This window comes from Mesorhizobium sp. RSR565B, assembly GCF_054719465.1.
On record NZ_JBTTIE010000001.1, the window covers coordinates 2,156,071 to 2,179,789 of the forward strand.

Annotated in this window: 28 protein-coding genes; 14 read left to right on the top strand and 14 right to left on the bottom strand. The window is 63.3% G+C overall.

Features of this window, described 5'->3' with window-relative positions; all coding sequences use genetic code 11:
* Window positions 1-129 precede the first annotated feature (129 nt).
* Window positions 130-966 carry a phenylalanine 4-monooxygenase gene (gene phhA, locus ACYG9R_RS10370; protein WP_023687466.1) on the top strand — a complete coding sequence of 279 codons (837 nt, stop codon included), beginning with the start codon at window positions 130-132 and terminating at the stop codon, window positions 964-966.
* A 193-nt stretch (window positions 967-1,159) separates the two neighbouring features.
* Here the strand turns inward: phhA and ACYG9R_RS10375 are convergent, their stop codons facing one another.
* From ACYG9R_RS10375 to ACYG9R_RS10385, 3 genes are all read right to left on the bottom strand, one after another.
* The gene (locus ACYG9R_RS10375) at window positions 1,160-2,599 is read right to left on the bottom strand and encodes a GMC oxidoreductase (RefSeq protein WP_023703794.1); all 1,440 of its coding nucleotides are present in this window, start codon (window positions 2,597-2,599) and stop codon (window positions 1,160-1,162) included.
* A complete protein-coding gene (locus ACYG9R_RS10380) occupies window positions 2,596-2,766 on the bottom strand; it encodes a hypothetical protein (protein ID WP_023687468.1) in 171 nt (56 codons plus the stop codon). The genes ACYG9R_RS10375 and ACYG9R_RS10380 overlap by 4 nt, the downstream gene beginning before the upstream one ends.
* A gap of 178 nt (window positions 2,767-2,944) precedes the next feature.
* Window positions 2,945-3,706, bottom strand: a complete 762-nt coding sequence (locus ACYG9R_RS10385; protein ID WP_023681345.1) for a GGDEF domain-containing protein — start codon at window positions 3,704-3,706, stop codon at window positions 2,945-2,947.
* A 176-nt stretch (window positions 3,707-3,882) separates the two neighbouring features.
* Between ACYG9R_RS10385 and ACYG9R_RS10390 the strand changes: the two genes are divergently transcribed.
* Window positions 3,883-4,602 (top strand): pyrimidine 5'-nucleotidase, encoded by a 720-nt coding sequence (locus ACYG9R_RS10390; protein ID WP_023681344.1) that lies wholly within the window; start codon window positions 3,883-3,885, stop codon window positions 4,600-4,602.
* Window positions 4,603-4,682: 80 nt separating this feature from the next.
* Here ACYG9R_RS10390 and ACYG9R_RS10395 read toward each other — a convergent pair whose 3' ends face one another.
* On the bottom strand, window positions 4,683-5,528 hold the full coding sequence (locus ACYG9R_RS10395) for an LOG family protein (RefSeq protein WP_023681343.1): 846 nt from the start codon (window positions 5,526-5,528) through the stop codon (window positions 4,683-4,685).
* Window positions 5,529-5,676: 148 nt separating this feature from the next.
* Here ACYG9R_RS10395 and dapD point away from each other — a divergent pair, with 148 nt between their 5' ends.
* The 3 genes from dapD to ACYG9R_RS10410 are packed head-to-tail and all read left to right on the top strand — an operon-like array spanning window position 5,677 to window position 7,724.
* A complete protein-coding gene (gene dapD, locus ACYG9R_RS10400) occupies window positions 5,677-6,531 on the top strand; it encodes a 2,3,4,5-tetrahydropyridine-2,6-dicarboxylate N-succinyltransferase (RefSeq protein ID WP_023824006.1) in 855 nt (284 codons plus the stop codon).
* Window positions 6,528-6,932, top strand: a complete 405-nt coding sequence (locus ACYG9R_RS10405) for a DUF805 domain-containing protein (RefSeq protein ID WP_081725464.1) — start codon at window positions 6,528-6,530, stop codon at window positions 6,930-6,932. Before dapD ends, ACYG9R_RS10405 begins: the two co-directional genes overlap by 4 nt.
* Before the next feature lie 21 nt (window positions 6,933-6,953).
* The gene (locus ACYG9R_RS10410) at window positions 6,954-7,724 is read left to right on the top strand and encodes a hypothetical protein (protein ID WP_023752346.1); all 771 of its coding nucleotides are present in this window, start codon (window positions 6,954-6,956) and stop codon (window positions 7,722-7,724) included.
* 66 nt (window positions 7,725-7,790) lie between these two features.
* On the opposite strand, the gene ACYG9R_RS10415 is transcribed toward ACYG9R_RS10410, so the two are convergent.
* A complete protein-coding gene (locus ACYG9R_RS10415; protein ID WP_023824007.1) occupies window positions 7,791-8,804 on the bottom strand; it encodes a 2-dehydropantoate 2-reductase in 1,014 nt (337 codons plus the stop codon).
* Between the two features lie 115 nt (window positions 8,805-8,919).
* Between ACYG9R_RS10415 and dapE the strand changes: the two genes are divergently transcribed.
* Both dapE and ACYG9R_RS10425 read left to right on the top strand, forming a co-directional pair.
* Window positions 8,920-10,110, top strand: a complete 1,191-nt coding sequence (gene dapE, locus ACYG9R_RS10420; protein WP_023696037.1) for a succinyl-diaminopimelate desuccinylase — start codon at window positions 8,920-8,922, stop codon at window positions 10,108-10,110.
* A gap of 2 nt (window positions 10,111-10,112) precedes the next feature.
* Window positions 10,113-10,718 (top strand): hypothetical protein, encoded by a 606-nt coding sequence (locus tag ACYG9R_RS10425; RefSeq protein WP_023696038.1) that lies wholly within the window; start codon window positions 10,113-10,115, stop codon window positions 10,716-10,718.
* Here ACYG9R_RS10425 and truA read toward each other — a convergent pair.
* Genes truA through def form a run of 4 tightly spaced genes read right to left on the bottom strand, consistent with a single transcriptional unit; the run spans window position 10,715 to window position 13,471 of the window.
* The gene (gene truA / locus ACYG9R_RS10430) at window positions 10,715-11,470 is read right to left on the bottom strand and encodes a tRNA pseudouridine(38-40) synthase TruA (protein ID WP_023824008.1); all 756 of its coding nucleotides are present in this window, start codon (window positions 11,468-11,470) and stop codon (window positions 10,715-10,717) included. The two genes, ACYG9R_RS10425 and truA, sit on opposite strands and share 4 nt — an antisense overlap.
* 11 nt (window positions 11,471-11,481) lie before the next feature.
* Entirely contained in the window at window positions 11,482-11,988 is a 507-nt protein-coding gene (locus ACYG9R_RS10435; protein ID WP_023673215.1) for a GNAT family N-acetyltransferase, read from the bottom strand.
* Entirely contained in the window at window positions 11,985-12,935 is a 951-nt protein-coding gene (fmt, locus tag ACYG9R_RS10440) for a methionyl-tRNA formyltransferase (RefSeq protein WP_023824009.1), read from the bottom strand. The genes ACYG9R_RS10435 and fmt overlap by 4 nt, the downstream gene beginning before the upstream one ends.
* A 5-nt stretch (window positions 12,936-12,940) precedes the next feature.
* Complete coding sequence (def, locus tag ACYG9R_RS10445) at window positions 12,941-13,471, bottom strand: peptide deformylase (RefSeq protein WP_023673213.1); 531 nt, start codon at window positions 13,469-13,471, stop codon at window positions 12,941-12,943.
* A 103-nt stretch (window positions 13,472-13,574) separates the two neighbouring features.
* Here def and ACYG9R_RS10450 point away from each other — a divergent pair, with 103 nt between their 5' ends.
* Window positions 13,575-14,828: a DNA recombination protein RmuC gene (locus ACYG9R_RS10450; protein WP_023692996.1), complete on the top strand. Its 1,254-nt coding sequence runs from the start codon at window positions 13,575-13,577 to the stop codon at window positions 14,826-14,828.
* Between the two features lie 101 nt (window positions 14,829-14,929).
* On the opposite strand, the gene ACYG9R_RS10455 is transcribed toward ACYG9R_RS10450, so the two are convergent.
* The 4 genes from ACYG9R_RS10455 to ACYG9R_RS10470 form a co-directional block, all read right to left on the bottom strand.
* Entirely contained in the window at window positions 14,930-15,736 is an 807-nt protein-coding gene (locus tag ACYG9R_RS10455; protein ID WP_023824010.1) for a class I SAM-dependent methyltransferase, read from the bottom strand.
* An 80-nt stretch (window positions 15,737-15,816) separates the two neighbouring features.
* The gene (locus tag ACYG9R_RS10460) at window positions 15,817-16,221 is read right to left on the bottom strand and encodes a GFA family protein (protein WP_023673210.1); all 405 of its coding nucleotides are present in this window, start codon (window positions 16,219-16,221) and stop codon (window positions 15,817-15,819) included.
* Between the two features lie 77 nt (window positions 16,222-16,298).
* Window positions 16,299-17,252: a cation diffusion facilitator family transporter gene (locus ACYG9R_RS10465; protein WP_023824011.1), complete on the bottom strand. Its 954-nt coding sequence runs from the start codon at window positions 17,250-17,252 to the stop codon at window positions 16,299-16,301.
* 110 nt (window positions 17,253-17,362) lie between these two features.
* Complete coding sequence (locus ACYG9R_RS10470) at window positions 17,363-18,172, bottom strand: transglutaminase-like domain-containing protein (RefSeq protein WP_023687480.1); 810 nt, start codon at window positions 18,170-18,172, stop codon at window positions 17,363-17,365.
* 213 nt (window positions 18,173-18,385) lie between these two features.
* On the opposite strand from ACYG9R_RS10470, the gene ACYG9R_RS10475 reads away from it, so the two are divergent.
* Entirely contained in the window at window positions 18,386-18,511 is a 126-nt protein-coding gene (locus ACYG9R_RS10475; protein ID WP_006200611.1) for a hypothetical protein, read from the top strand.
* Between the two features lie 214 nt (window positions 18,512-18,725).
* On the top strand, window positions 18,726-19,040 hold the full coding sequence (gene sugE, locus ACYG9R_RS10480) for a quaternary ammonium compound efflux SMR transporter SugE (protein WP_023681326.1): 315 nt from the start codon (window positions 18,726-18,728) through the stop codon (window positions 19,038-19,040).
* Between the two features lie 88 nt (window positions 19,041-19,128).
* On the opposite strand, the gene ACYG9R_RS10485 is transcribed toward sugE, so the two are convergent.
* Window positions 19,129-19,557: a DUF6481 family protein gene (locus ACYG9R_RS10485; RefSeq protein ID WP_023673205.1), complete on the bottom strand. Its 429-nt coding sequence runs from the start codon at window positions 19,555-19,557 to the stop codon at window positions 19,129-19,131.
* Window positions 19,558-19,791: 234 nt separating this feature from the next.
* Here ACYG9R_RS10485 and ACYG9R_RS10490 point away from each other — a divergent pair, with 234 nt between their 5' ends.
* The 4 genes from ACYG9R_RS10490 (at window position 19,792) to ACYG9R_RS10505 (ending at window position 23,440) form a co-directional block, all read left to right on the top strand.
* On the top strand, window positions 19,792-20,853 hold the full coding sequence (locus tag ACYG9R_RS10490) for an LLM class flavin-dependent oxidoreductase (RefSeq protein WP_023824013.1): 1,062 nt from the start codon (window positions 19,792-19,794) through the stop codon (window positions 20,851-20,853).
* Window positions 20,854-20,963: 110 nt separating this feature from the next.
* Window positions 20,964-22,133, top strand: a complete 1,170-nt coding sequence (locus ACYG9R_RS10495; RefSeq protein WP_023681324.1) for an AI-2E family transporter — start codon at window positions 20,964-20,966, stop codon at window positions 22,131-22,133.
* A gap of 82 nt (window positions 22,134-22,215) precedes the next feature.
* Window positions 22,216-22,419, top strand: a complete 204-nt coding sequence (locus tag ACYG9R_RS10500) for an arylamine N-acetyltransferase (protein ID WP_023681323.1) — start codon at window positions 22,216-22,218, stop codon at window positions 22,417-22,419.
* A 22-nt stretch (window positions 22,420-22,441) separates the two neighbouring features.
* A complete protein-coding gene (locus ACYG9R_RS10505) occupies window positions 22,442-23,440 on the top strand; it encodes an LLM class flavin-dependent oxidoreductase (RefSeq protein ID WP_023673201.1) in 999 nt (332 codons plus the stop codon).
* Window positions 23,441-23,719: the final 279 nt, after the last annotated feature.

The window sequence follows — 23,719 nt, forward strand, 5'->3', positions numbered from 1 at the left end:
TTTCAGCTTCTGCTTGGTGATTTTTACCTCAAATCATGGACCCAAGCCATCATCAAAGCTGAATTGCCTCGCCGGCCGCCGCTAGACTCTGCGGACAGATTCAAGTGTCACGATCAGGGGAGAAGAACCATGACGACGATGAGCGTTGCCGAATATGCCCGTGATTGCGCGGCGCAAGGCCTGCGTGGCGACTATTCAGTGTGCCGTTCCGATTTCACCGTGGCGCAGGGCTATGATTACAGCGCCGACGAACAGGCGGTGTGGCGCACGCTGTGCGACCGGCAGACCAAGCTGACGCAGAAGCTGGCGCACCATTCCTATCTCGATGGCGTCGCCGCACTCGGCCTGCTCGACAAGATCCCGGATTTCGGCGCGGTCTCAGACAGGCTGCGCAAGCTGACCGGCTGGGAAATCGTCGCCGTGCCTGGCCTCATCCCGGCCGCGCCCTTCTTCGACCATCTCGCCAACCGGCGCTTTCCGGTGACCAACTGGCTGCGCACCAAGGACGAGCTCGACTACATCGTCGAACCCGACATGTTCCACGACTTCTTCGGCCATGTGCCCATCCTGACACAGCCGGTGTTTGCCGACTTCATGCAGATGTATGGCGAAAAGGCTGAGAGCGTGATTGCGCTGGGCGGTGACGAGATGATCACCCGGCTCTACTGGTACACCGCCGAATACGGGCTGATACAGGAGGAGGGCCAGAAGCTGAAAGCTTTCGGCGCCGGGCTGATGTCGTCGTTCACCGAATTGCAGTTCGCCGTCGCGAGCCCGGACGCGCACCACGTGCCCTTCGACCTCGAAACGGTAATGCGCACCGGTTACGAGATCGACAAGTTCCAGCGCGCTTATTTCGTGCTGCCGTCCTTCGACGTGCTGCGCGATGCGTTCCGGACCGCCGATTTCAAGGCGATCGTTGCCCGCCGCAAGGGGCAGCCGACCCTGGATCCAGCGACGGTTTAGCAAATCCTGAAGGGTTTGCGCGGCACCTATCCCCACCCTTAATCCTCCCCACAAGGGGGAGGGAGATCTCGTTGGCGCTGATTTCCGAGGGTTTCGACACCAAGGCATGGGTAGCGCCGGCAGCAATCCTGTCGCGCCGTTCGCTTTTTTGACATCAGACGGTAATGACTTCGTCACACCGTGGATGACTTCGTCACACCGTGATTACTTTGGTCAGATGGTCGCCTAGCCGGCAGGCAAGTGCGGTGATTGTCGTCGTCGGGTTGCATTCGCCCGACGTGCAGAACACCGACGAGCCGCCGACATAGAGATTGTCCATGCCGTGCACCTTGCAGTTGGCGTCGACCACGCTCTTGGTGATATCGGTGCCCATGCGCGTGCCGCCCATGTGGTGGTGGCCGGCCAGTTCCTCATCCGTCGGGTAGTCCTCGCCATTGGTCAGCCAGTCCATGATGCGGACGCGGCCGAGGTCCTTCTCGATCAGCGTCGTTCCGAACAGCTTGAGCCCCTCGAGGATGGTGCGGCGCTCCAACGGCGACTTCTTCCAGTGCAGCTCGATGCGCGGCACGCCGGCACGGTCGACATCGGTCTTCGACAATTCGATATGGTTCGAGGCCAGCGGCGCCTGTTCCCAGGCGACGTAGAGCTGGGCGGCGCAGCGCAGGTTCTGGCTGAGCTGGTAGGCGATCCATTCGGCGGCCTCGGGCGCGGTGCAGGCGAGGTCGGCAATCAGGCTCTTGACGCCGGCATAGGGCGTCTCGATCAGGCGTATGCCGAAATTCATGATCTGCAGCCGCTCCATGGCGGCGAGCGTCGGCGAGAAGAACGCCTCGTTGACGGCATCAACCTCGAACTCCCTGTAATCGGCCAGGATGGCATTGCCGCCCTCGAAGGTCGGGTGCTCCATCCAGTAGCGGCCAAGTGCCGTGGCGTTCGGCACCACGCCGCCATTCGAGCGCTGGTTCGACCATAGAAGCAGCCGCGAATTCTCCAGCCCGCCGGCGCAGACGATGAAACAATCGGCGCTGAAGGCGCCGGCATCCTTGCCGTTCGACCACAGCCTGGCGCCGGTCACTCGTTTGCCGTCCCCGGCAAGTTCGGTGGCATAGGTGTTGAGCACGAGCGCTATGTTCTTGCTCTTGTCGAGCTCGTCGGAGAATTTCTCGCCAAAGCGCACGGCCGGGCTCTTGATCAGCTGCACCCAGCGTATGTCGTCTGAAATCGGCACATCGGGCTTGAAGTCGGGAAGCTCGAGTATGTCGTGCACCTCGGACAGATAGGGCTCGATGTCGGTCCGGGCGATTGGCCAGCCGGTGTCCGGCGCCCATGCCTTGGGCTCAAAGTCCTGCTTGTCGAGCACGCGGCACCAGCCGGCCCAGTGGTTCGACGACCCGCCCATGAAGCGCAGCCGGGTGATGTCGAGATCGAAATATTGATCGCCGACCGTGGAGCCGCGGTAGAAATCCTGCGACTCGTCGCTGAATTCGCGTGCGCCGGCCTCCAGCACCACGACCGGAATGCCGGCGGCGCCGAGCTTTCTGGCAATGGTGGTGCCGGCCGGCCCGGAGCCGAGAATGCAGACCTTGGGCTTGAAATCCGAGGCTCGAAACGCCTCATAGCTGTCGAAGATCATGCCAGGTCGCTCCGCTTCAGGATCCAGCCATTGACCACGACGATCTCGTCGGGATCGGACGGGGGGCGGTCGCTGTCAGGCTGCTTGCGAAAAAGCTGTAGCGCCGGCATCGCAATCAGCGCCTGCACGATGGTGCGGCGCGATATTTTCCTGATGAAGAAACTCATGACACGTCTCTGGATGGGGGCTTCGATCCACGCATGGCGTTCCCTGAACGGCACACGTACCGGCCAGACATGCCATTCCCGTGCCAAGCCTTGCCTATAAACGAGTTACAACCCGGTAAACGGCGCAGTTGCGTGGAAACAATGTTGGCGATCCGTTAACAGCCCCACCACCAACACCTCAGGCAGCTTCGGAAATATCCCGGTCTAGGATCGACAAATTGCGGCCGCGGTGCTTCGCCTCGTAGAGCCGGCGGTCGGCGGCGCGCATCAGGTCCGAGACATCGGCATCTTGCGCACAGGTGATGCCGCCGATCGAGACGGTCAGCGGCACCGTGCGCTCGTCGACCGGACGAAAGCGGACCAGCTCGACTTCACGGCGGATGCGCTCGGCCACGCGCCGGGCTTCGGCTTCCGTAGCGCCGACCAGGAAGGCGCCGAACTCCTCACCGCCAATGCGGCCGAGCACGTCGCCGCTGCGGACGCCGCGCTCGATGGCGCTGGCGATCAACACCAGTGCGTCATCGCCGGTCAGATGGCCGAAACTGTCGTTGATCGCCTTGAAATGGTCGGCGTCGATGATCAGCAGCGCGCCGCGATCGGATTTGCGCCGCGAGCCGTCCAACGCGGCAAAGAAGCTCTCGCGGTTGAGCATGCCGGTCATGTCGTCGCGGCTCGCCTTCGCCGACAGGCGCCGATGCGCGGCGGCGAGCTGGGCATGCGCGCGGGCGAGATCGCGATGCGCGTTTTTCAGTCGGTCGCTCTGCCAGAAGGTGCTGGCGCAGGCGATCCAGGCGAGCGCCAGCGGGCACACCGTCGATGTCAGCCAGACAGTGCGGTCGACCGGAAAACCCATGGCGGGAACGATGATCAGCGTCAGCAAAAGCGAGATGGCTACCGAGCCGAATGCGACCGCGGCGGACTTTAAGACTATGCGACTCATCGCTGGCTCCCACTGAACCGTCTCTGTGCCAGCAAGCCCTGAAGGCCACCTTTCCGTGATGGCTAAAATTTGAATGGTGAGCCCATTTTTTACAACTCTAGATGCACATAGGTTGTGGATAAGCTCTACATCAGAAAGGGGTTCGAACGGCAGATATTTCATGCCATAAGGACGCCATGACCACGCTGCCCGATCCCGCCCGCTTCGCCCATGTCACCGACTGGGTGTTCGACCTCGACAACACGCTTTATCCGCACCATTCGAATCTGTTTTCGCAGATCGACGTCAAGATGACGGCCTATGTCGGAGAACTGCTCACGCTGCCGCGCGAGGAAGCGCGCAAGCTGCAGAAGGAACTCTATCAGGAATATGGCACGACGCTGAACGGGCTGATGACGCGTCACGGCATCGACCCCGACGACTTTCTCGAAAAGGTGCATGATATCGACTATTCGTGGCTGGTGCCGGATCCGGTGCTGGGCACCGCCATCCGCCAGCTGCCCGGCCGCAAGTTCATCTTCACCAATGGCGACCGCAGGCACGCCGAGCGCACCGCGCGCCAGCTCGGCATACTCGACCATTTCGACGACATTTTCGATATCGTCGCCGCCGGGCTGACGCCGAAGCCGTCGCGGCAGACCTATGAGAAGTTTGCCGAACTGCACGCCGTCACCGGACACAATGCGGTGATGTTCGAGGATCTCGCCCGCAACCTCGAGGTGCCGAAATCACTGGGCATGACCACGGTGCTGGTGGTGCCGCGCAATTTCGAGCCGACCTTTGCCGAGATCTGGGAACGCGATCCGGCCAATGAGGACGACGTCGATTTCGTCACCGACGATCTCGCGACGTTTCTGACGGGGATAGTGGAGGGGGTAGAGGAATTGAGGAGCTGAAGAATTGAAGAACTGGTGAAAGGGAGACCGATCCGGACCTCCTTTTCCTCAATTCTTCAGTTCTTCAATTCCCGGTTCCCCTACTCCCCCAACTTGTAGAAGCGGCTGATGATCCCCCAGGCCTCGTCGGCGGTGTCGACAAAGTCGATGATATCCTGGTCGCCGGGCGTGATGGTGCCTTGTTCGGCCAGGAAATCGAGGTCGATCGCGCGCTGCCAGAACGCCTTGCCGAACAGGATCACCGGCACGCGCTCCATGCGGCCGGTCTGGATCAGCGTCAGCGTCTCGAAGAATTCGTCCATGGTGCCGAAGCCGCCCGGAAACACCGCGACGGCCTTGGCGCGCATGACGAAATGCATCTTGCGGATGGCGAAATAGTGGAAGTTGAAGCACAGCTCCGGGGTCACATAGGCGTTCGGCGCCTGCTCGTGCGGCAGGACGATGTTGAGGCCGATCGACGGCGCGCCGACATCGTCGGCGCCGCGATTTCCCGCCTCCATGACGCCTGGACCGCCGCCGGTGACGACGACGAATTCGCGGTAGTAGGACGTGGCCGATTGCTGTGAGCAGAGGCGGGCGAATTTGCGCGCCTCCTCGTAATATTTGCTGTTTTCCTCGAGGTTTTTCTTCTGCGTCTCGTTCTTGGCGGCCCAGGCCTCGCCGCCGGGCTCGGGAATACGCGCGCCGCCGAACAGGATGACCGTCGAGCGGATGCCGCGCTCGGCCAGGATCATTTCGGGCTTCAAGAGCTCAAGCTGCAAGCGCACAGCGCGCAATTCCCGGCGCGTCATGAAGTCGGGATCGTTCCAGGCCAGCCGGTAGGTTTCGGCGCGCGTCTGCGGCGTGTCGGGAACGCTTTTCGAGCGCTCCAGATCCTCGTCCGAATGCGGCAGCGGCGTCCATCCCGCCTTTTCCATAGGAGTCATATGCTTTCTACCCGTCCCAACAGTTCACTTGCGCCGTCCCATGGCGCACGCGCGATTGACCCCCAATACGCCTTAACATAGGGTCCGCGCGACTTTCAAAACAAGGTTAAGGCCGACGGCCTTAACAGCGTGGTAACGGAGCGAATTCATGTCGAAGCCTGATCTGGCCAGCCTCGAAAAGACGATCGAGAAGGCCTTCGAGGAGCGCGACACGATTTCGACCGCGACCCGGGGCGAAACGCGCGACGCCATCCAGTCCTCACTCGACCTGCTCGACCGTGGCATCGTGCGCGTTGCCGAGCGCCAGGCCGATGGCAAATGGCATGTCAACCAATGGCTGAAGAAGGCGGTGCTGCTCTCGTTCCGGCTCTATCCGATGGAGATCATCAAGGGCGGCCCCGGCCAGGCGGTCTGGTGGGACAAGGTGGCGTCGAAGTTCGACGGCTGGAGCGCGGTCGATTTCGAGAAGGCAGGCTTCCGCGCCGTGCCGTCTTCGATCGTGCGCCGCTCGGCCTATGTCGCGCCGGGCGCGGTGCTGATGCCGTCCTTCGTCAATGTCGGCGCCTATGTCGACAGCGGCACCATGGTCGACACCTGGGCCTCGGTCGGCTCCTGCGCCCAGATCGGCAAGAATGTGCACCTCTCGGGCGGCGTCGGCATCGGCGGGGTGCTGGAGCCGATGCAGGCCGGCCCAACCATCATCGAGGACAATTGCTTCATCGGCGCGCGCTCCGAAGTGGTCGAGGGCTGCATCGTGCGCGAAGGCTCGGTGCTCGGAATGGGTGTGTTCATCGGCCAGTCGACCAAGATCGTCGACCGCGCCACCGGCGAAGTGTTTTATGGCGAGGTGCCGCCGAATTCGGTCGTCGTCGCCGGCTCGATGCCGGGCAAGGCCTTTCCGAACAACGAGCCGGGCCCTGGCCTCTACTGCGCCGTCATCGTCAAGCGCGTCGATGCCAAGACCCGGTCGAAAACCTCGATCAACGAACTGCTGCGTGATTGATCCTGTCCGAGCAACCAGAGCGCTCCAGATTGCCCAACACACCACCACTTCCCTGGCTTTTCTTCAGCCTCTCAGGGCGCGTCAGCCCAAGTGCCTACGTGCTCGCCGGGCTGCTGCTGGTGCTTGCACAGTTTTTCCCGCTCTACCAGTTGTCGAGACTGGAACCCGGCACCGCAACCAGCCAGAACTGGGCACTTGTGTTCTGGGTCGTTTTGCTGATCTCGACATGGTCGAGCTTTGCGGTAACCGCAAAGCGGTTTCATGATTTCGGCAAGCCGACTTATTACGCGTTGATCTCTCTTATCATCGGCCCCATTCTTCTCATCGTTCTAGCGTGTTTCCGCGGTGACCCCGGTCCGAACCGCTACGGCAAACGCAGCAACGCGCCGGCTGAACCATGAGCGCCGACCGGATATCTCGCCATGCGCTACCGCACGCTTGATCCGAAACTGATCATCGACACCGCCGAGCGGCTGGAAGAGCGCGTCGCCGAGCGTTTTCCCGATGCCGGCCTGCGCGGCGTCGCCGCCGAACTGGTGTCGCTGTCGCGCGACCTGGCCAAGGCGGCGCAGGCGCTGGAAGCGCCGATCTGGTGGCTGCGCGGCGCCATCGTTGCCGCTGTTGCCGCCGGCGCGCTGATCTTCCTATTCGTCGGCACCATCCTGCCGCTCATCCATATCTCGCAGGCCGACGATGCGGTGCAGTCGGTGCAAGGCATCGAAGCCACGATCAACATGATGATCCTTGCCGTGCTCGGCCTGCTGGCGCTGATCCGCACCGAGGAGCGCATCAAGCGCAAGCGGGTGTTTCGCCAGTTGCATGGGTTGAGATCGCTGATCCATGTCATCGACATGCACCAGCTGACCAAGGATCCGGCAGCATTGTCCGCCAATTTCAGGCCGACCGCGCATTCGCCGGCTCGCATCACCAATGCCGCCGACCTGGCGCGCTACCTCGACTATTGCTCGGAAATGCTGTCGATCACCGGCAAGATCGCGGCGCTGTTTGCGCAGTCGGTCAATGACGATGTGGTCATCGACGGCGTCAACGACGTCGAGAACCTGGCGTCCAACCTGTCGCGCAAGATCTGGCAGAAGATCACGCTGATCGAGAACCACCCGGCGGCGCAGCCCCTGCCGGCGCCAGGCCCGGCGAGCAAAGCGCCGGCTCCGAGGCGCGCACCAAAGCTGTGACGCGGCGGGCCCACGCGCCTGTTTTCGGGCTATGCGGGCCAAGGCCCGAGGCTCGCGGCAAGTAGACTATCCAGTGACGGCTTCCGGCGTCAGCCCGGGTGAGCCGCGCTTTTCCCGCTCGGCCTGCCGCACCAGCGCGGTGACCCGCTTCAGCAGAGGCGCCGGCGTGCCGGCCTTTTCGGCGAGGCTCAGGACGGCCCCCTGCAGGTCACCGATCTCGGTCGGCCGACCGCGCTGGAGGTCGTCCCACATCGACGAGCGCGCCTGCGGGTCGATCGCGAGCATGCGGCGGGCGACCAGCCGGAACAGCCAGTCCGGCAGCCGGAGCAGTTTCGGCAGCAGGCCGGGACGCAAGCCGCCGATCCGCGCCGGCGCGATATGTAACGCCTTCATCGCCGCCAGGGCCTCGTCGATCTGACCGGCCAGGATCCGCCGCCAGCGGCGGTCGGCAAGTTCGCTCGCCAGCGGCAGGCCGGACAAGGCGACAAGCGCGTTGTTGAGGTTGATCAGCAGCTTGCCCCACTGAACGGCTTTCATGTCGGGATGGGTTTCCACGCCAAGCCCTTCGACATCGAGAAGGCCGGCAAGGCCGGTCACGCCAACTTCGATCATGACCTTGCCGTCGCTGGCGCGATGCACGTGAAGCGGCAAATTGCCTATGGCCGACTGGACGACATTGAACGGCACCATGCCGGCGAGCACAGTCCGTCCACCGAGCCCGGCGCGTAACCGGTCGGCATTGCCGACGCCGTTCTGCAGGCTGACCACCACGACATCGCCGCGCGCATGTCCGGCAACAAGCGACGCCATCTCGTCGGTAGCGCCGTTCTTGACCGTCACCAGCACCACGTCGGCGCTGGCGAGGGCAGCGGCGGGATCGGTGGTGACGGACTCCGGCCGGATGGATCGGTCGCGACCATCGACATCGGTGATGCGCAGGCCACCGCCCAGCAAGGCCGTCGCGATGCCTGGCCGCGCCAAAAACACCACCTTGAGTCCGGCCAGCGCCAGGCAACCGCCGACATAGCAGCCGATGCTGCCGGCGCCGGCAATGACGATGGTCTTTTCGGCGTTGGCCATGCGATTATCTCGTGTTGGCCTGCACTATACGACAGGAAAACCATAATGTCGGCGGCAGGACCGGTCCTCATCTCTGGCCGTGACAGGCCTTTCGCTTTCGACTATCGCTTTGCCCATGAAACTGCCGACCGATCCCGCCGCCAACCTCGCGACCCTCATACGCTGCGCCTCCGTAACGCCCGCCGAGGGCGGCGCGCTGGCTGCCCTGGAAGGCATGCTGAAGCCGCTCGGCTTTTCCGTCGAACGCCCTGTGTTTTCCGAAGACGGCACCCCCGACATCGAGAACCTCTACGCGCGTCGCTCCGGCAACGGGCCGCATCTGATGTTTGCCGGCCATACCGACGTGGTGCCGGCGGGCGACGAGGCGTCGTGGACGCATCCGCCCTTCGCCGCCGAGATCGCCAAGGGCGAGATGTATGGCCGCGGCGCCGTCGACATGAAGGGCGGCATCGCCTGTTTCATCGCCGCCGTGGCGCGCCATGTCGAGAAAAAGGGTGGTCCGAAAGGCTCGGTCTCGCTGCTGATTACCGGCGACGAGGAGGGGCCGGCGATCAACGGGACGACAAAACTGCTCGACTGGGCGGCGGCCAAGGGCGAGAGATGGGACGCCGCGATCGTTGGCGAGCCGACCAATCCGGACACGCTCGGCGACATGATCAAGATCGGCCGGCGTGGCTCGATGTCGGGCAGTGTCACGGTCAACGGCCGCCAGGGCCATGTCGCCTATCCATTGCTCGCCGACAATCCGGTGCGCGGCCTGATCAGCCTGGTCGACGCCTTGCTGTCGCCCGTCTTCGACAAGGGCACGAAGGATTTTCAGCCGACCAATCTGGAAGTGACCTCGATCGATGTCGGCAACCCGGCGACCAATGTCATTCCGGCCAAGGCGACAGCCACCTTCAACATCCGCTTCAACGACACATGGACTGCCGAGACGGTGCAGGCCGAGATCCATAACCGCCTCGACCAGGCGGCGAAGCGCAAGAAATACCGGACCGGCAAGACGCCGGTCGACTACGAGCTGATCTGGCGCGACCGGCCGAGCCATGTCTTCCTGACGCGCGACGACAAGCTGATCGAGACGCTGCGCGGGTCGATCAAGGCGACAGTCGGCAAGGAGCCGGCGCTGTCCACCTCGGGCGGAACCTCGGATGCGCGTTTCATCAAGGACTATTGCCCGGTGGTCGAGTTCGGCCTGGTCGGCAAGACCATGCACATGGTCGACGAGCGCGTCGCACTGGCCGACCTCGAGACGCTGACCCAAATCTACCAGCGCTTCATCGATGACTGGTTCGAGCAGGGCTGATCATGCTTTCGGTTGACGAGACCTCTTCATCGCTTAACGGCGCCTGGCGGCTGATGCTCGGAAAGGCCGACGGCTTGCGGCTGCTCGACCTTTCGGCGGACGGCTTCTGGAATTCCTTCTTCGCCATCGTCGTCGCCGCGCCGGCGATGATCGTCGGGTGGGTCGGCACGGCCAACGAGATCGGCGATCCCAATGCGTTCGCCGGTCGGCTGGGCATGTTGGTTCGCCTGGCGACCGTCGACCTCGGCTCGTGGCTGCTGCCCCTGTTTGTGCTTGCCCTGGTCGCATCGCGCGCCGGCATTGGCGACCGCTTCGTCCACTATGTCGTCGCCAGCAACTGGGCGTCGGCGATCACCGCCTGGATGCTGCTGCCTTCAGCGCTGATCAGGCTTTTCCTGCCGTCCGGCAACCCGGTTGCCGAATTGGTGTGGCTGGTTCTGGTGGTGCTTTCGCTGGTACTCTCCTGGCGGATGACCAACGCCGCGATCGGCAAGGGCGCGGCTGTCGGCAGCGCCGTGTTCGCAGGCATGTTGGTGGTGTCTCTGGCCGTGTTGTTCGGCCTGGTGGCGCTGCTCGGCATCACTGTGCCGACCGCCGCTCCGGCCTAGAACTTTTCCGGATAGTCTACACCGACGAGAAAAAGCCCGTCGGGCGGCGCCACCTGGCCGCAGGCGGCGCGGTCTTGCGCCGCGAGCGCGGCCTTGAGGTCGGCGGCGGTCCAGCCGCCGTCGCCGACGCGTTTCAGCGAACCGACCATGGAGCGCACCTGGTTGTGCAGGAAAGAGCGCGCCGAGGCCCTGACTTCGATCAGGTCGCCCTGGCGGCTTACATCGAGCAGCTCCAGCGTCCGCACCGGACTGTTGGCCTGGCATTGCGTCGAGCGGAAGGTGGTAAAGTCATGTCGGCCGAGCAGGACTTGCGCCGCTTCGTGCATGGCGTCCGCATCGAGCCGCTTCGGCACCCACCAGACCTTGCCCTTTTCCATCGCTGCAGGCGCGCGCCGGTTGAGGATGCGGTAGAGATAGTGCCGTCCGCTGGCCGAGAAACGGGCGTCGAACTCATTGGGGACAACCGTCGCCTGCAGGATGGCGATGCGCGCGCCTGCCGCCTGCAGGTGCGCGTTGACGGCGTCGCGCACCTTGTCGTTTGGCCATGCCTTGGCGAGGTCGACATGCGCCACCTGGGCGGTCGCATGCACCCCGGCGTCGGTGCGGCCGGCGGCGCGTATCCGCACCGCCTCACCGCAGAATTTCTCGATCGCCTGCTCTATCGCCTGCTGCACCGAAGGCTGATCCGCCTGGTGTTGCCAGCCGGCGAAAAGGCTGCCGTCATATTCGATATCGAGACGAAAACGCGGCATACACCCTTCGTTCAGGCGGCGAGTGCGGTAAAGGCCTGGGCGTAGACCAGTTTGCCTTTTTCGGGTGCGTCACCCCAGGCCAGCGCCTGCAGCGCTTCGCCCTGATATTCGCTCTCGAACTTTTCGGCGCGCGCATGGCTGTAGCCGAAGCGGCCGTAATAGGCCGGATCGCCCAACACAACGGCGAGCGTCTCGCCGCCATCCCTGAGGCGGATATGCGCCTCGCGGATCAGCGCACCGCCAATGCCCGAGCCGTGGAACGAAGGTTCCACCGCCAACGGCGCCAGCGCCACGGCTGCGAACTGCTTGCCGCCGTTCTGGACGAACAGCCTGGAAAACAGGATGTGGCCGACCACCTGGCCGTCTTCTTCCGCCACCAGTTCGACAACGGCGTCGCCGCCGGTGACCAGAGCGTCGACCAGCCCGGCCTCCGCCTGCTGGCCGAATGCGTGTTCCTCGACCAGGCGTATGGCCTCGCGGTCCCGCGGCGTCGCGCCGCGTATCGACATCATGCTCATGAGAACTTCATTCCTTTTTCGATCTTGGCCCCGCGCAGAAACTCCTGCGCGGCAGCAGGCTTTCCGCCCGCCCGTTGAACTTCGACCAGCCTGACCGCGCCCGACCCGCAGGCGACCGTCAGCCGGTCATCGAGAATTCCTCCCGACTCGCCCATGCTTTCAGAAAGCGTGCCTTCAGAAAGCGTCGAGCGAAGCAGTTTCAGCCGTTCCGTGCGGCCGCCGATGTCGGCCTCGCACCAGGCGCCCGGGAATGGGGACAGGCCGCGAATGTGATTGTGGACCTCCGCAGCCGGGCGCGTCCAGTCCACACGTGTCTCCGACTTATCGATTTTCCTGGCGTAGGTCACCCTGTCAGCCGCCTGCAAAGTCGATGCCAGGGTATTTGTCTCCAATCGGGACAGCGCTTCCACCATCAGCGTGGCAGCAATATTCATCAAGCGGTCGTGCAGATCGCCGGCCGTCATGTCGGGCTCTATGGCGCATTTTTCAACCAGTGCCACCGGACCGGTGTCCAGGCCCTCTTCCATGCGCATCACCATCATGCCGGTTTCGACGTCGCCGGCCATAATGGCGCGCTGGATGGGAGCTGCACCACGCCAACGCGGCAAAAGCGAGGCGTGGCCGTTGAGGCAGCCGAGGCGCGGAGCCTCCAGAATACCCTTCGGCAACAGCAAACCATACGCGACGACGACCGCGACATCGGCACGCAACGCATGGAAAGCAGCTTGCTCGGCCTCGCCCTTCAGCGACAGCGGCGTGCGCACTTCGATGCCCAGCCGCTCAGCCTCGCGCTGCACCGGCGACGGTTTCAGCTCCAGCCCGCGGCGGCCCGCGGCGCGCGGCGGCTGGGTGTAGACGGCTGCTATCTCGTGCCCGGCCTCGGCAATCGCGCGCAGCACCGGCACCGAAAACTCCGGCGTGCCCATGAAGATGACGCGAAGCGGCATCTTCCCTATCCCACCAGCTTGCCCGGCGCCTTGTCCTTGGCGAGCTTCTTGAACTTCTTGACCACCATGTCGCGCTTCAGCTTCGAGATGTGGTCGATGAACAGCACACCGTTGAGATGGTCGATCTCGTGCTGCAGGCAGGTCGCCATCAGGCCTTCGGCCTCGATCTCCTGCAGCTTGCCGTCGCGGTCGAGATATTTCACGCGCACCGAGGCGGGACGCTCGACCTCGGCGTAATAGTCCGGGATCGACAGGCAGCCTTCCTCGTAGACCGAGCGAGCGTCGGCGCTTTCGAGGATTTCGGGATTGATGAAGACATGCGGCGCCGGCGGCTCGTCTTCCTTGGCGAGGTCGATGACCAGCATGCGCAGCGGCTCGCCGATCTGGATTGCGGCCAAGCCGATGCCCGGCGCATCATACATCGTCGCCAGCATGTCGTCGGCCAGTTTGCGCAAAGGCGCGTCGACGCGTTCGACCGGTTTGGAAACCTGGCGCAGGATAGGATCGGGAAGGATGATGAGCGGCTTGATCGACATGGCGCCTCACCTAAAACGTCGCAGGAGAAGCGTCAACCGGTGCGAATCGGTCTCGTTCACGTTTTGATCTGTGCCAGGTCTGCGAATCGGCTATGCTGGCGGGATGAACGACCTGAGCACCATCCTTTCCGAACCCGTTGCCCGGCTTGGCGCCACGACGATCACGCTCGGCCATGCACTGGCCCTCGGCGCGCTGGTGTTTCTCGGCCTGTTCCTGGCGCTTGTCGTGGCGCTGTGGCGATCGGCCAAGGCGCGCACCATCGCCGCGGCGGAAGCCGCCGACCACGCCCGCGACGCCGAGGCGCGGATGGCCGGCATTTTGCAAAGCCAGGCCGAGATGCAGGGCCGCATGGGCGCCATCGCCGACGTGTTCGGCGCAAGGCAGGCCGAACTCAACCAGTCGATCGGCCAGCGCCTCGACGCCATGACCGGCAGGCTCGGTCAAACCATGACCGAACAGACCAAATCGACGCATGAGAGCCTCGCCAAACTGCAGGAACGGCTGGCGGTCATCGACACCGCGCAAGGCAACATCCAGTCGCTGGCCGGCCAGGTCGTGCAATTGCAGGCGATCCTGTCCAACAAGCAGACGCGCGGCGCCTTCGGCCAGTCGCGCATGGAGGCGATCGTCGCCGACGGCCTTCCGATGGGCGCCTACGAGTTCCAGGCAACGCTGTCAAACGGCAGCCGTCCCGACTGCCTGGTCAGGATGCCGAACGGTGCGCCGCAGCTTGCCATCGACGCCAAGTTTCCGCTGGAAGCCTGGAACGCCATCCGCGCCGCCGATGGCGCCGAACAACAGAAGATCGCGGCCCAGGCTTTCCGCCGCGACATCGAAATTCACGTCCGCGATATCTCGGAAAAATACCTGATCCAGGGCGAGACGCAGGACACCGCCTTCATGTTCGTGCCGTCGGAATCGGTGTTCGCCGAAATCCACGAGAATTTCGACGCCGTGGTCCAGAAGGCGCACCGGGCGCGTGTCATCATCGTCTCGCCGTCGCTTTTGATGCTGTCGATCCAGGTCATCCAGGCCATCCTCAAGGACGCCCGCATGCGCGAACAGGCGCATCTGATCCAGGGCGAGGTGATCCGGCTGATGGAGGACGTCGCGCGCGTCGACGAACGCGTGCGCCGGTTGCAGACGCATTTTGGCCAGTCGGCCAAGGATATCGACGAGATACTGGTGTCGACGTCGAAGGTGACCAAGCGCGGCCAAAAGATCGAAGCGCTGGAGTTTGGCGAAAGCGAAGCCGAAGTGCGCGGTGGCGGCCCCGCCAAGGCCGAAGCCGGGGTGCGGGTGGCGGATTCCAAGACGGGGCAGCTCAGGCTACGTGTCGTCGAAGGCGACGATTAAAGCGCGTCGCGCTGAACGGATTCATACAACGCGCTTTAAAAGTCTTTGTTTTGATGCATGTCGTTGTCCCAGAACCGCGGCACACTTCTGGGCGCCATGCATTAGACCGTAGCCACGATCACGTGCGCCTGGATCTTGGCCGCAACCTCGCCGCTGCCGTGTCTGGCTGCAATCACGGACGCGGCGTGATCGGTTGCGGCTTCCAGTTTTCCTCTAGCCTCGATTTCGTTGCGAAGCGGAGTTCCCTGGCAATAGGCAACCGCCGGAAGGAGCGGCGAGGAGGCACGGCTTTGTTCGGCCCTCGTGTCGATCACCACACGGGAGAAACCTGCGGCTTCCAACTCGCCGCGGATCAATGCAGTGTCATTGTAGCCGTGCGGCGTGCGGGCGAGAAAGCGGGGCGGATCGTTCGGAAAAATCTCCGCAAGAGCATTCGTCACATCATTGGCGAATACATTCTCTTCGATGCGATCCCACACGTTGAACAGGAAATGGCCGCCGGTCTTCAGGACCCGCTTTGCTTCGCGATAGCCGGCGGCTCGGTCGGGAAAGAACATCGCGCCGAACTGACAGCAAACGAGATCGAAAGCCGCATCTTCGAACGGCAGCGCCAGAGCATCCGCCTGACGCCATTGTATGCGACTGTCGGGAGCTTGTCGCGAGGCCGCGTAGTCGAGCATAGGCTGGTTCAGGTCGGTCACGACATAGCTTGCGCCCGGAGACAGTTTTGGAGCCAATGCGCGGGTGACAACGCCGGTGCCGGCGGCGACTTCCAGGACGGCGCCGGGCGACAAGGACGCTGCCCGTCGTGCCAAATCCACGGCGAACGGCTCGAAGATCAACGGCACCATGTAGCGGTCGTAGTTTTCCGGAATCGAGCCGGCAAACACTTTGTCCGTTTCCGACATTGCTATCCCCGCCATCCGTTTGATGGGTAGCCTAGCACATTATTGGCTGGTTTGGGCCGCGTTTAACCGGGAGGCAGGTGCTACTGCGCCTCTACGATGCTTACGCCCTCGAATTCCGGAAGCCAGTGCAGGGCCGATCGGTGCCATTTCTGTTGGGTCGGAACGAGATCCTCGCGTTGCCGCGCGGTCCCCGCCCTGATCCCATAGACCTTCGGCCCGTCGCCAACCGACGTTGCGTAAAGATGCGAACCGCAGTCGCCGCAGAACGCCTGGGCACGCTTGGCGCCGCTCGATCCCGTCTTGATATAAACCTTCGGTGTGCCCTTTGTGATCCTATAATGATCCTCAGGCGCGGGAACAGTGACACGAAAGGCGGTACCGGTCAGTTGCTGGCAGTCGGTGCAATGACAGATTGAGGTCTTTTCCGGGTCGACGTCTGCTTCATAAGTTATGGCGCCGCAATGGCACCCACCATCGATTTTCATGGTTGATTCTCCGAAATCCGTCGGGTGATCTTAGCGGGACCAGGCGATGGGACCAACGGTGCACTGCTGGTCCAGAACTAGTCCGACGCCGCCTCGACCTGCTTGCGCCGGTGCTCCCACGTTCCGGTCGTCTGCGGCTTGACGAACAGTCTGGTGATCTCCGGCATTTCTTTTTTCAAGAGCGCCTCGATGCGCTCGACACAGGCTTCGATCTCAGGCGCCGTCAGATGGTCCTCGAATTCGATGCTCAGCCCAGCGACGATCTGTTGCGGGCCGAGATGGACGGTGAGAACGCCGTTGGCCCGCTGCACTGCCGGATCCTGCTGGGCGCTGGCCAGCACCTTGGCCTGCACTTCCGGCGAGGCGGGCTCACCGATGAGCAATCCCTTGCTTTCGCTCGCCAGAAAGATGGCGGTGGCGCCGAGGATCATCGCGATGCCGATCGAGGCGACGCCGTCGAGTTCGGGCATGTCGAGGAGTTCGGCCGCCAATATGCCGGCGAAGGCGACGAACAGACCGAGCAGGGCGGCGCTGTCCTCGAACAGGATCGTGTAGACGCTCGGATCCTTGCTCGATTGCACGGCCTGCAGCCAGCCTTGGTTGCCCTTCTGCTGGCGGAACTCCTTCAGCGCCACGTACCAGGAGCTGCCCTCGAACAGCATTGAGAGGCCCAGCACAATGTAGTTGATTTTGGGATTGGCGACCGGCTCAGGCGCCATGATGTGGACAACGCCTTCATAGAAGGACACGCCGGCGCCGAGCGCAAAGACGAGCAGGGCGACAATGAAGCTCCAGAAATACAGCTCGCGGCCATGGCCGAGCGGATGCGTGCGGTCCGGCGGACGGGCGGCGCGGTGCATGCCGTAGAGCAGCAGCCCGCCATTGCCGGTATCCACCAGCGAGTGCACGCCTTCCGACAGCATCGCCGAGCTGCCGGTGAAGAAGGCGGCGACGAATTTGGTAACAGCAATAGCTAGATTACCGGCGAGCGCCGCGTAGATGACCGTCTTCGGCCCGGCATGTGCTGCCATGCTGTCCCTCCAAGGAACCTGATGTAACGCCCCTGAGCTCCACAGGCATCACAACGCACGAATCGCCCGGTCGTTCAGGGTCTTGTAGGCCAGCTTGCGAAAAGACGCCCCTATTCGATGATCTCGTCCGTCCACACCTTGAAACCAGCCAGCGTGCCCGGTCCGAAGATGTGGGTGAGCGGCACGTCGGCGGCGTCGCGGCCCGACGCGATCAGGATGCGGCCGATGCGCGGCGAATTGTTGCGTGGATCGAAGACATGCCAGCGGCCGCCGAGATAGACCTCCATCCAGGCTGCGAAATCCATGCTCGCCCAAGGTTTGGGCAGGCCGATGTCGCTGATGTAGCCGGTGCAGTAGCGGGTCGGGATATTGAGCGCACGGCAGAAGGTGACCGCAAGGTGGGCAAAGTCGCGGCAGACGCCGCTTTGCTCGCGATAGGCTTCGGCCGCGGTGCGCGTCGGTCGGGCATTGCCGTAGCTGAAGACGATGTGGTTGTGGACGAAATCACAGACCGCCTGGACGCGGGCAATACCGAGCGGAGTGTGCCCGAACAGCCGCCAGGCTTCGCTGGCCAGCAGATCGCTCTCGCAAAAGCGGCTGGGCAACAGGAACAGCAATGTGTCCGACGGCAGGTCGCGCACCTCATGCTGCCAGGCCATCAGGTCGCCCATCTCGAAGGTACCGGGGTCGCGGATTACCGAATCGGTGCCGAAGGTGAAGCGTCCGGGCGGGGCGACGAAACGGTTGCACCAATTGCCGAAACTGTCGCGGTAGCTCTGGATCGGCACCGGCGGGTTGGAGGTCAGGAAATCCGGGCGCTCGAGATCGGAGGCCCTGGAGTAGTGGACGTTGAGCATCGCGATGAGCGGCGTTTCCTGCGGAAAATCGAAACTCATCTCGCTGCCGATGCGGATTCGCATTGTCGTCCTGACCGCACTTCCTGATCATCGCCGGGCGAAGGCATGGCCGATGCTGCAGTGCGAAGGCAACCATGGCACGGACCGGAATGGTTTACGAGCAAATTAGAAACCGGTTGAAAGCGGCCCGCCGGCGCCGGCGACGGACGCCCGCCCCCTTGCAGTCCGGCGTTTCTCTTGTTTCACTTGGCCTCCCAGCAACTGGAGGAACGAATCATGGCTAAAGGTGCGATGAAGGCGGGCAAGGAAGCTCGCAAGCCGAAAAAAGACGCCAAGAAGCCCGCCGCGGCTCCGGCACTCAAGGCGCCGCCCGTCAAGGCGATGAGGCTCAAGGAAAAGTAAGCCCGCCTTAGGTCGTCAATATCTTGGGACGGTTGAGATCCGGGCAAACCGTTTCGGCGCAGATTTTGACGCCGGCGGCATGAACGATGCTGCCGGCGTTTTGTTGATCGGACCGGCGCAGCCGCTTATACCGAAGCGGCGAGGACGACCTCGCGCCTTTCTCAAAAGTCCGGCCGGGACGGCCCGCCATGCTCATGGAATGGAGTGCATCCCGATGTCGTGGATTTTTCTGTTTTTCGCTGGTCTGTTCGAAATCGGCTGGGCGATCGGCCTCAAATACACCGACGGCTTCTCGAAGCCGTTGCCGACGGTGCTAACCGTCGCCTCGATGATCATCAGCCTGGGCCTGCTTGGCCTGGCGCTGAAGACGCTGCCCGTCGGCACGGCCTATGCGGTGTGGACCGGCATCGGCACGGTCGGCACGGCGCTGCTTGGCATCTGGCTGCTGGGCGAGCCTGCGACGGCCATCCGGCTCGCCTGCATTGCGCTCATCGTCTGCGGCATTATGGGGCTGAAGCTCGCCGCCTGAGCTCCGAGGCATCAAACCCTTAAATTAGGCAAACGCCTTCAGGGCCGCTGCAAGGCGACCCTGATGTCCGATCGTTTCGATCGAAGCGTTAGCGGGCGGAGAAGCCCGGAGGCGTCCTGCCGGTACGCTGCTTGCGCGCCGCATAGCGTGCGTCGCGCTTGGCCTTGCGTTCGGCTTCGTCGGCCAGCAAACGGGCGATGCGCTCGTTTTCTTCGGCTTCCTTGATCTTCGCTTCAGCCTGCGCTGCCTCTTCGGCCGCAATACGCGCCGCTTCGGCTGCTGCCTCGCGCTCGGCCTTCTCGACCGCCTCGCGTGCCAGCTTTTCCTGCTTCAGCCTGGCCTTTTCGGCCTCGCGTATCTCGCGAGCCTCAAGAATCGCCTTGCGTTCGGCCTGTTTGGCCAGAACCGCAGGATCATCAGCCGCCGGCTTTGACTTGAAGCGCTCCAGAAGCGCCTTCTTTGCCTCGTTCGCGGCATTGCGCCGCTCGAAAATGTCTTTTTCCCTGTAGATAGCCAAGTCCACTTCCCTGAAGTCAATTCGCGACGCTTACATACGCGCGAAAACCGAGAGTTCAAGCGCCAAAACGGTATGCCAGCCATGAAAGTTTATGCTGTTGCAGCCGGGAGACGCGTTTTCCCTGAAACAAAGCCGGCCGAAACCGACATGCACTGTTCACCATCCGCCCCTCTGGCGGCCGGGGCGGCTCGCCGCTACCTCTAGCGGCAAATCAGAACATTTGGATGACATGCCATGGAACTCGGTCTCTACACTTTCGCCGACGTCAGCCCGGAGCCCGGCCCCGGCGCGATCGGCCCGCATCAGCGACTACGCAATCTGATCGAGGAGGTCGAGCTGGCCGACCAGGTCGGCCTCGACGTCTTTGGTCTGGGCGAACATCACCGCCCCGACTATGCCGCGTCCGCGCCGGTGGTGGCGCTGGCCGCTGCCGCCGAACGCACCAAGCGCATCAAGCTGACCAGCGCGGTCACCGTGCTGTCCTCCGACGATCCGGTGCGCGTCTTCCAGCAGTTCGCAACGCTCGACCTTTTGTCGGGCGGCCGGGCCGAGATCATGGCCGGGCGCGGCTCGTTCATCGAATCCTTCCCGCTGTTCGGCTACAATCTCGAGGACTATGACGAGTTGTTCGCCGAAAAGCTCGATTTGCTGCTGGCCATACGCGACAGCGTCAAAGTCACCTGGTCCGGCAATCTGCGCGCGTCGATCAATGACCGCGGCGTCTATCCGCGGCCGCTGCAGGACAAATTGCCGATCTGGATCGCAATAGGTGGAACGCCGCAATCTGCGGCGCGCGCGGGCGTGCTCGGTTTGCCGCTGGCACTGGCCATCATCGGCGGCGAGCCGGCGCGGTTTGCACCGCTGTTCGACATTTATCGCGATGCCGCAAGGCGGGCCGGTACCGACCCCTCGGGCCTTGCCACCAGCATCAATGTGCACGGCTTCATCGCCGGCACCACTGAACAGGCGGCCGACGATTTCTATGGCCCGCAGGCCGAAGTGATGAACCGCATCGGCCGCGAGCGCGGCTGGGGCCCGACCTCGCGGGCGCATTTCGATCAGTCGCGTGGTCCGAACGGCGCGCTGTTCGTCGGCGATCCGGAGCAGGTGGCGGAAAAGATCGTCGCCCAGCACAAGATCTTCAACAATGACCGCTTCCTGCTGCAGATGGCGATCGGCGCCATGCCGCACGCCAAGATCATGAAGGCGATCGAACTGTACGGCACCAAGGTGGCGCCGATCGTACGCAAGGAGACCGCCAAGCCCGGCGTCGCCGTCGCAGCGCCAGCCGCCTGAGCGACGGGCGGCCCGGATTGAGGGCCTTGCCGGCTAACGGAACCTTGGGCTTGCAGAGGCGTTTCCGTCAGGGGAAAGCACCAATTGCGGTGCGCCGCTGAGGGAAAATCATGAAAGCCGAACCCGCCGCTTTGGGTGCTGGCCTTGCCGAGACCGAAGAGGCGAGAGTTGTGGCGCGTGCCGACACGCATCTGATGCGTTCGCTGCTCATCGGGATCTTCCTGTTCATGGCCATCTACGCGCTGTATTTCGCGCGTGCTTTCTTCATGCCGGTCATCCTCGCCTTCCTGCTGACGCTGACGCTGACACCAATCGTGCGCTTCCTGCGCAAGCGCGGCATTCCGGAAGTGGTTTCGGCGACAATGTTGGTCGTGCTGTCGATCTGCGTCTTCGGCGTTGCCGGCTATCTGCTCAGCGGCCCGGTCATCGACCTTCTCAACAACACCTCGTCGATCGGCCAACAACTTACCGAACGGCTGGCGCAATTGCGGCGTCCGCTCGAGAGGATCATGCAGATCTCGCATCAGATCGAACAGATGACGGAGACCTCGCAGGAGCCGGGCATCCAGAAGGTGGCGATGGCGCAGTCCGGCGTCCTGTCGGCCGCCGCCAGCAACGTCCTGTCGGCGGGGACAAGCCTGACCATCATCTTCGTGCTGTCACTGTTCCTGCTGGCGTCGGGCACGATGTTCTATGAGAAGATCATCCAGTCCTTCGCCAGCCTCAGCGAGAAGAAGCGGGCCTTGCGCGTCGTCTATGACGTCGAGCGCGAAATCTCGCATTATCTGCTCACCGTCACCGTCATCAATGCCGGTCTCGGCGCGGTTATCGGCCTTGGCCTGTGGGCGCTCGGCATGCCCAACCCGCTCGTCTGGGGAACGATGGCGGCGCTGCTCAACTTCCTGCCCTATGTCGGCGCGCTGATCACCATCGTGCTGGTCAGCGTCATTGCGATGATCAGCTTCGACTCGATCACCTACGCCCTTTTGGCGCCGGGCTTCGTGCTTTTGTGCGACATCGTCGAAGGCCAGTTCGTTACGCCGATGGTTGTCGGCCGACGCCTCGAGATCAACGCCGTGGCGATCTTCATCGCCATCGCCTTCTGGTCTTGGCTTTGGGGCTTTGTCGGCGCGCTGATGGCGGTGCCGCTGCTGGTCGTCGTCAAAGTGTTCTGCGATCATTTCGATGGCCTCAGCCATGTCGGCAATTTTCTCGCCGCACAGCAGACGGCCGTGGTGGAGGAGGAAGCGGCCGAAGAGAACGGAAAGGCCGCGCCATAAGCTTGCCGCGCCTGTCCGTCATCCCGCATTTGTTGTCTTCAGGCGGAGTGCCTATATCGAGCCGGTCAAGCCGGACCCTGCGATGAACGATGCCTCCTTCGACCTCGATTCCTATTTCGACCGCATCGGCTATCGCGGTCCGATCGATGCGTCGCTCGACACGCTGAGCGCGCTGCATCGCCAGCATCCGCAGGCGATCCCGTTCGAGAATCTGGACCCGTTGCTTGGTGCCAGCTCGACATCGTCATTCCCGACCGCGCCTTCGAAACCAGGGTCAGGCAGTTGAACATCGTAAAGGCTTGAGGCCCATGACCGCACTTTCCGTTCTCGACCTGTCGCCGATCGTCGAAGGCAGCGACGCCTCGCAATCGCTGGCAAATTCGCTCGACCTGGCCCGCCATGCCGAGCGGCTCGGCTACAGGCGCTACTGGCTGGCCGAGCACCACAACATGCCGGGCATCGCCAGCGCGGCGACCGCCGTGGTCATCGCCCATGTCGCAGGCGGCACCAAGACCATCCGCGTTGGCGCCGGTGGCATCATGCTGCCCAACCATGCGCCGCTGGTGATTGCCGAGCAGTTCGGCACGCTGGCGGCACTGCACCCCGGCCGCATCGACCTCGGCCTCGGCCGCGCGCCCGGCACCGATATGGGAACAGCGCGCGCGCTGCGCCGCAATCTCGAGGCGTCAGACAATTTCCCCCAGGATGTCGTCGAGCTGATGGGCTATTTCCAGCCGGCCGCGGAAGGCCAGCGTATCCACGCCGTGCCCGGCGAAGGCCAGAAGGTGCCGGTCTGGATCCTCGGTTCCAGCCTCTATGGCGCGCAGCTCGCCGCCATGCTCGGCCTGCCCTATGCGTTTGCCTCGCATTTCGCGCCGGCCGAACTCGACCATGCGCTGGAGATCTACCGTTCGCGCTTCCAGCCTTCGGAACAGCTGGACAAGCCCTATGTCATGCTCGGCCTCAACGTTTTCGCCGCACCGACCGATGGAGAGGCCAAACTGCTGTTCACCTCGTTGCAGCAGGCCTTCGTCAATCTGCGCACGGGGCGGGCCGGCCGCCTGCCGCCGCCGGTCGAGGGCTATGACCAGACGCTCGAGCCGATGGCAAAAACCATGATTTCGCAGGCGCTGTCCTGCGCCGTCGTCGGCTCCCCCGAAACCGTCCGGCAAGGCATAGACGCGTTCGTGCGCCGCACCGGCGCAGACGAGCTGATGGTGACCGCGCAGATCTTCGACCATGCGGCACGCGTGCGCTCGTTCGAAATCCTGGCCGAGGCGCATAAATCGCTGTCGCAGGCCGCGTGACGCTTTTGCCTGTGTCTGCTGTGGGCAGGCGCCTTCCTCAGCCAGGAGCCGCCTCTCTCACGCATAGGTGACGTTTTCTTGTGGTTTCGAAGCCCTGACTGGGCGCTTCGCCGGGGGATCGCGCAGATCCTGGGGTTTTGAGCGCGGTTTGAGCACATCCGGGCCGCCGGGCGGCTGTTCAAAGGCGCCAAGCGCGGCGCGGTGGATGCCATGCGCAGAATGCTTGCGCCCGATGCCGCCTGTTCTTATATACGCGCCAAGCCGCCCAGTGCCGGAATG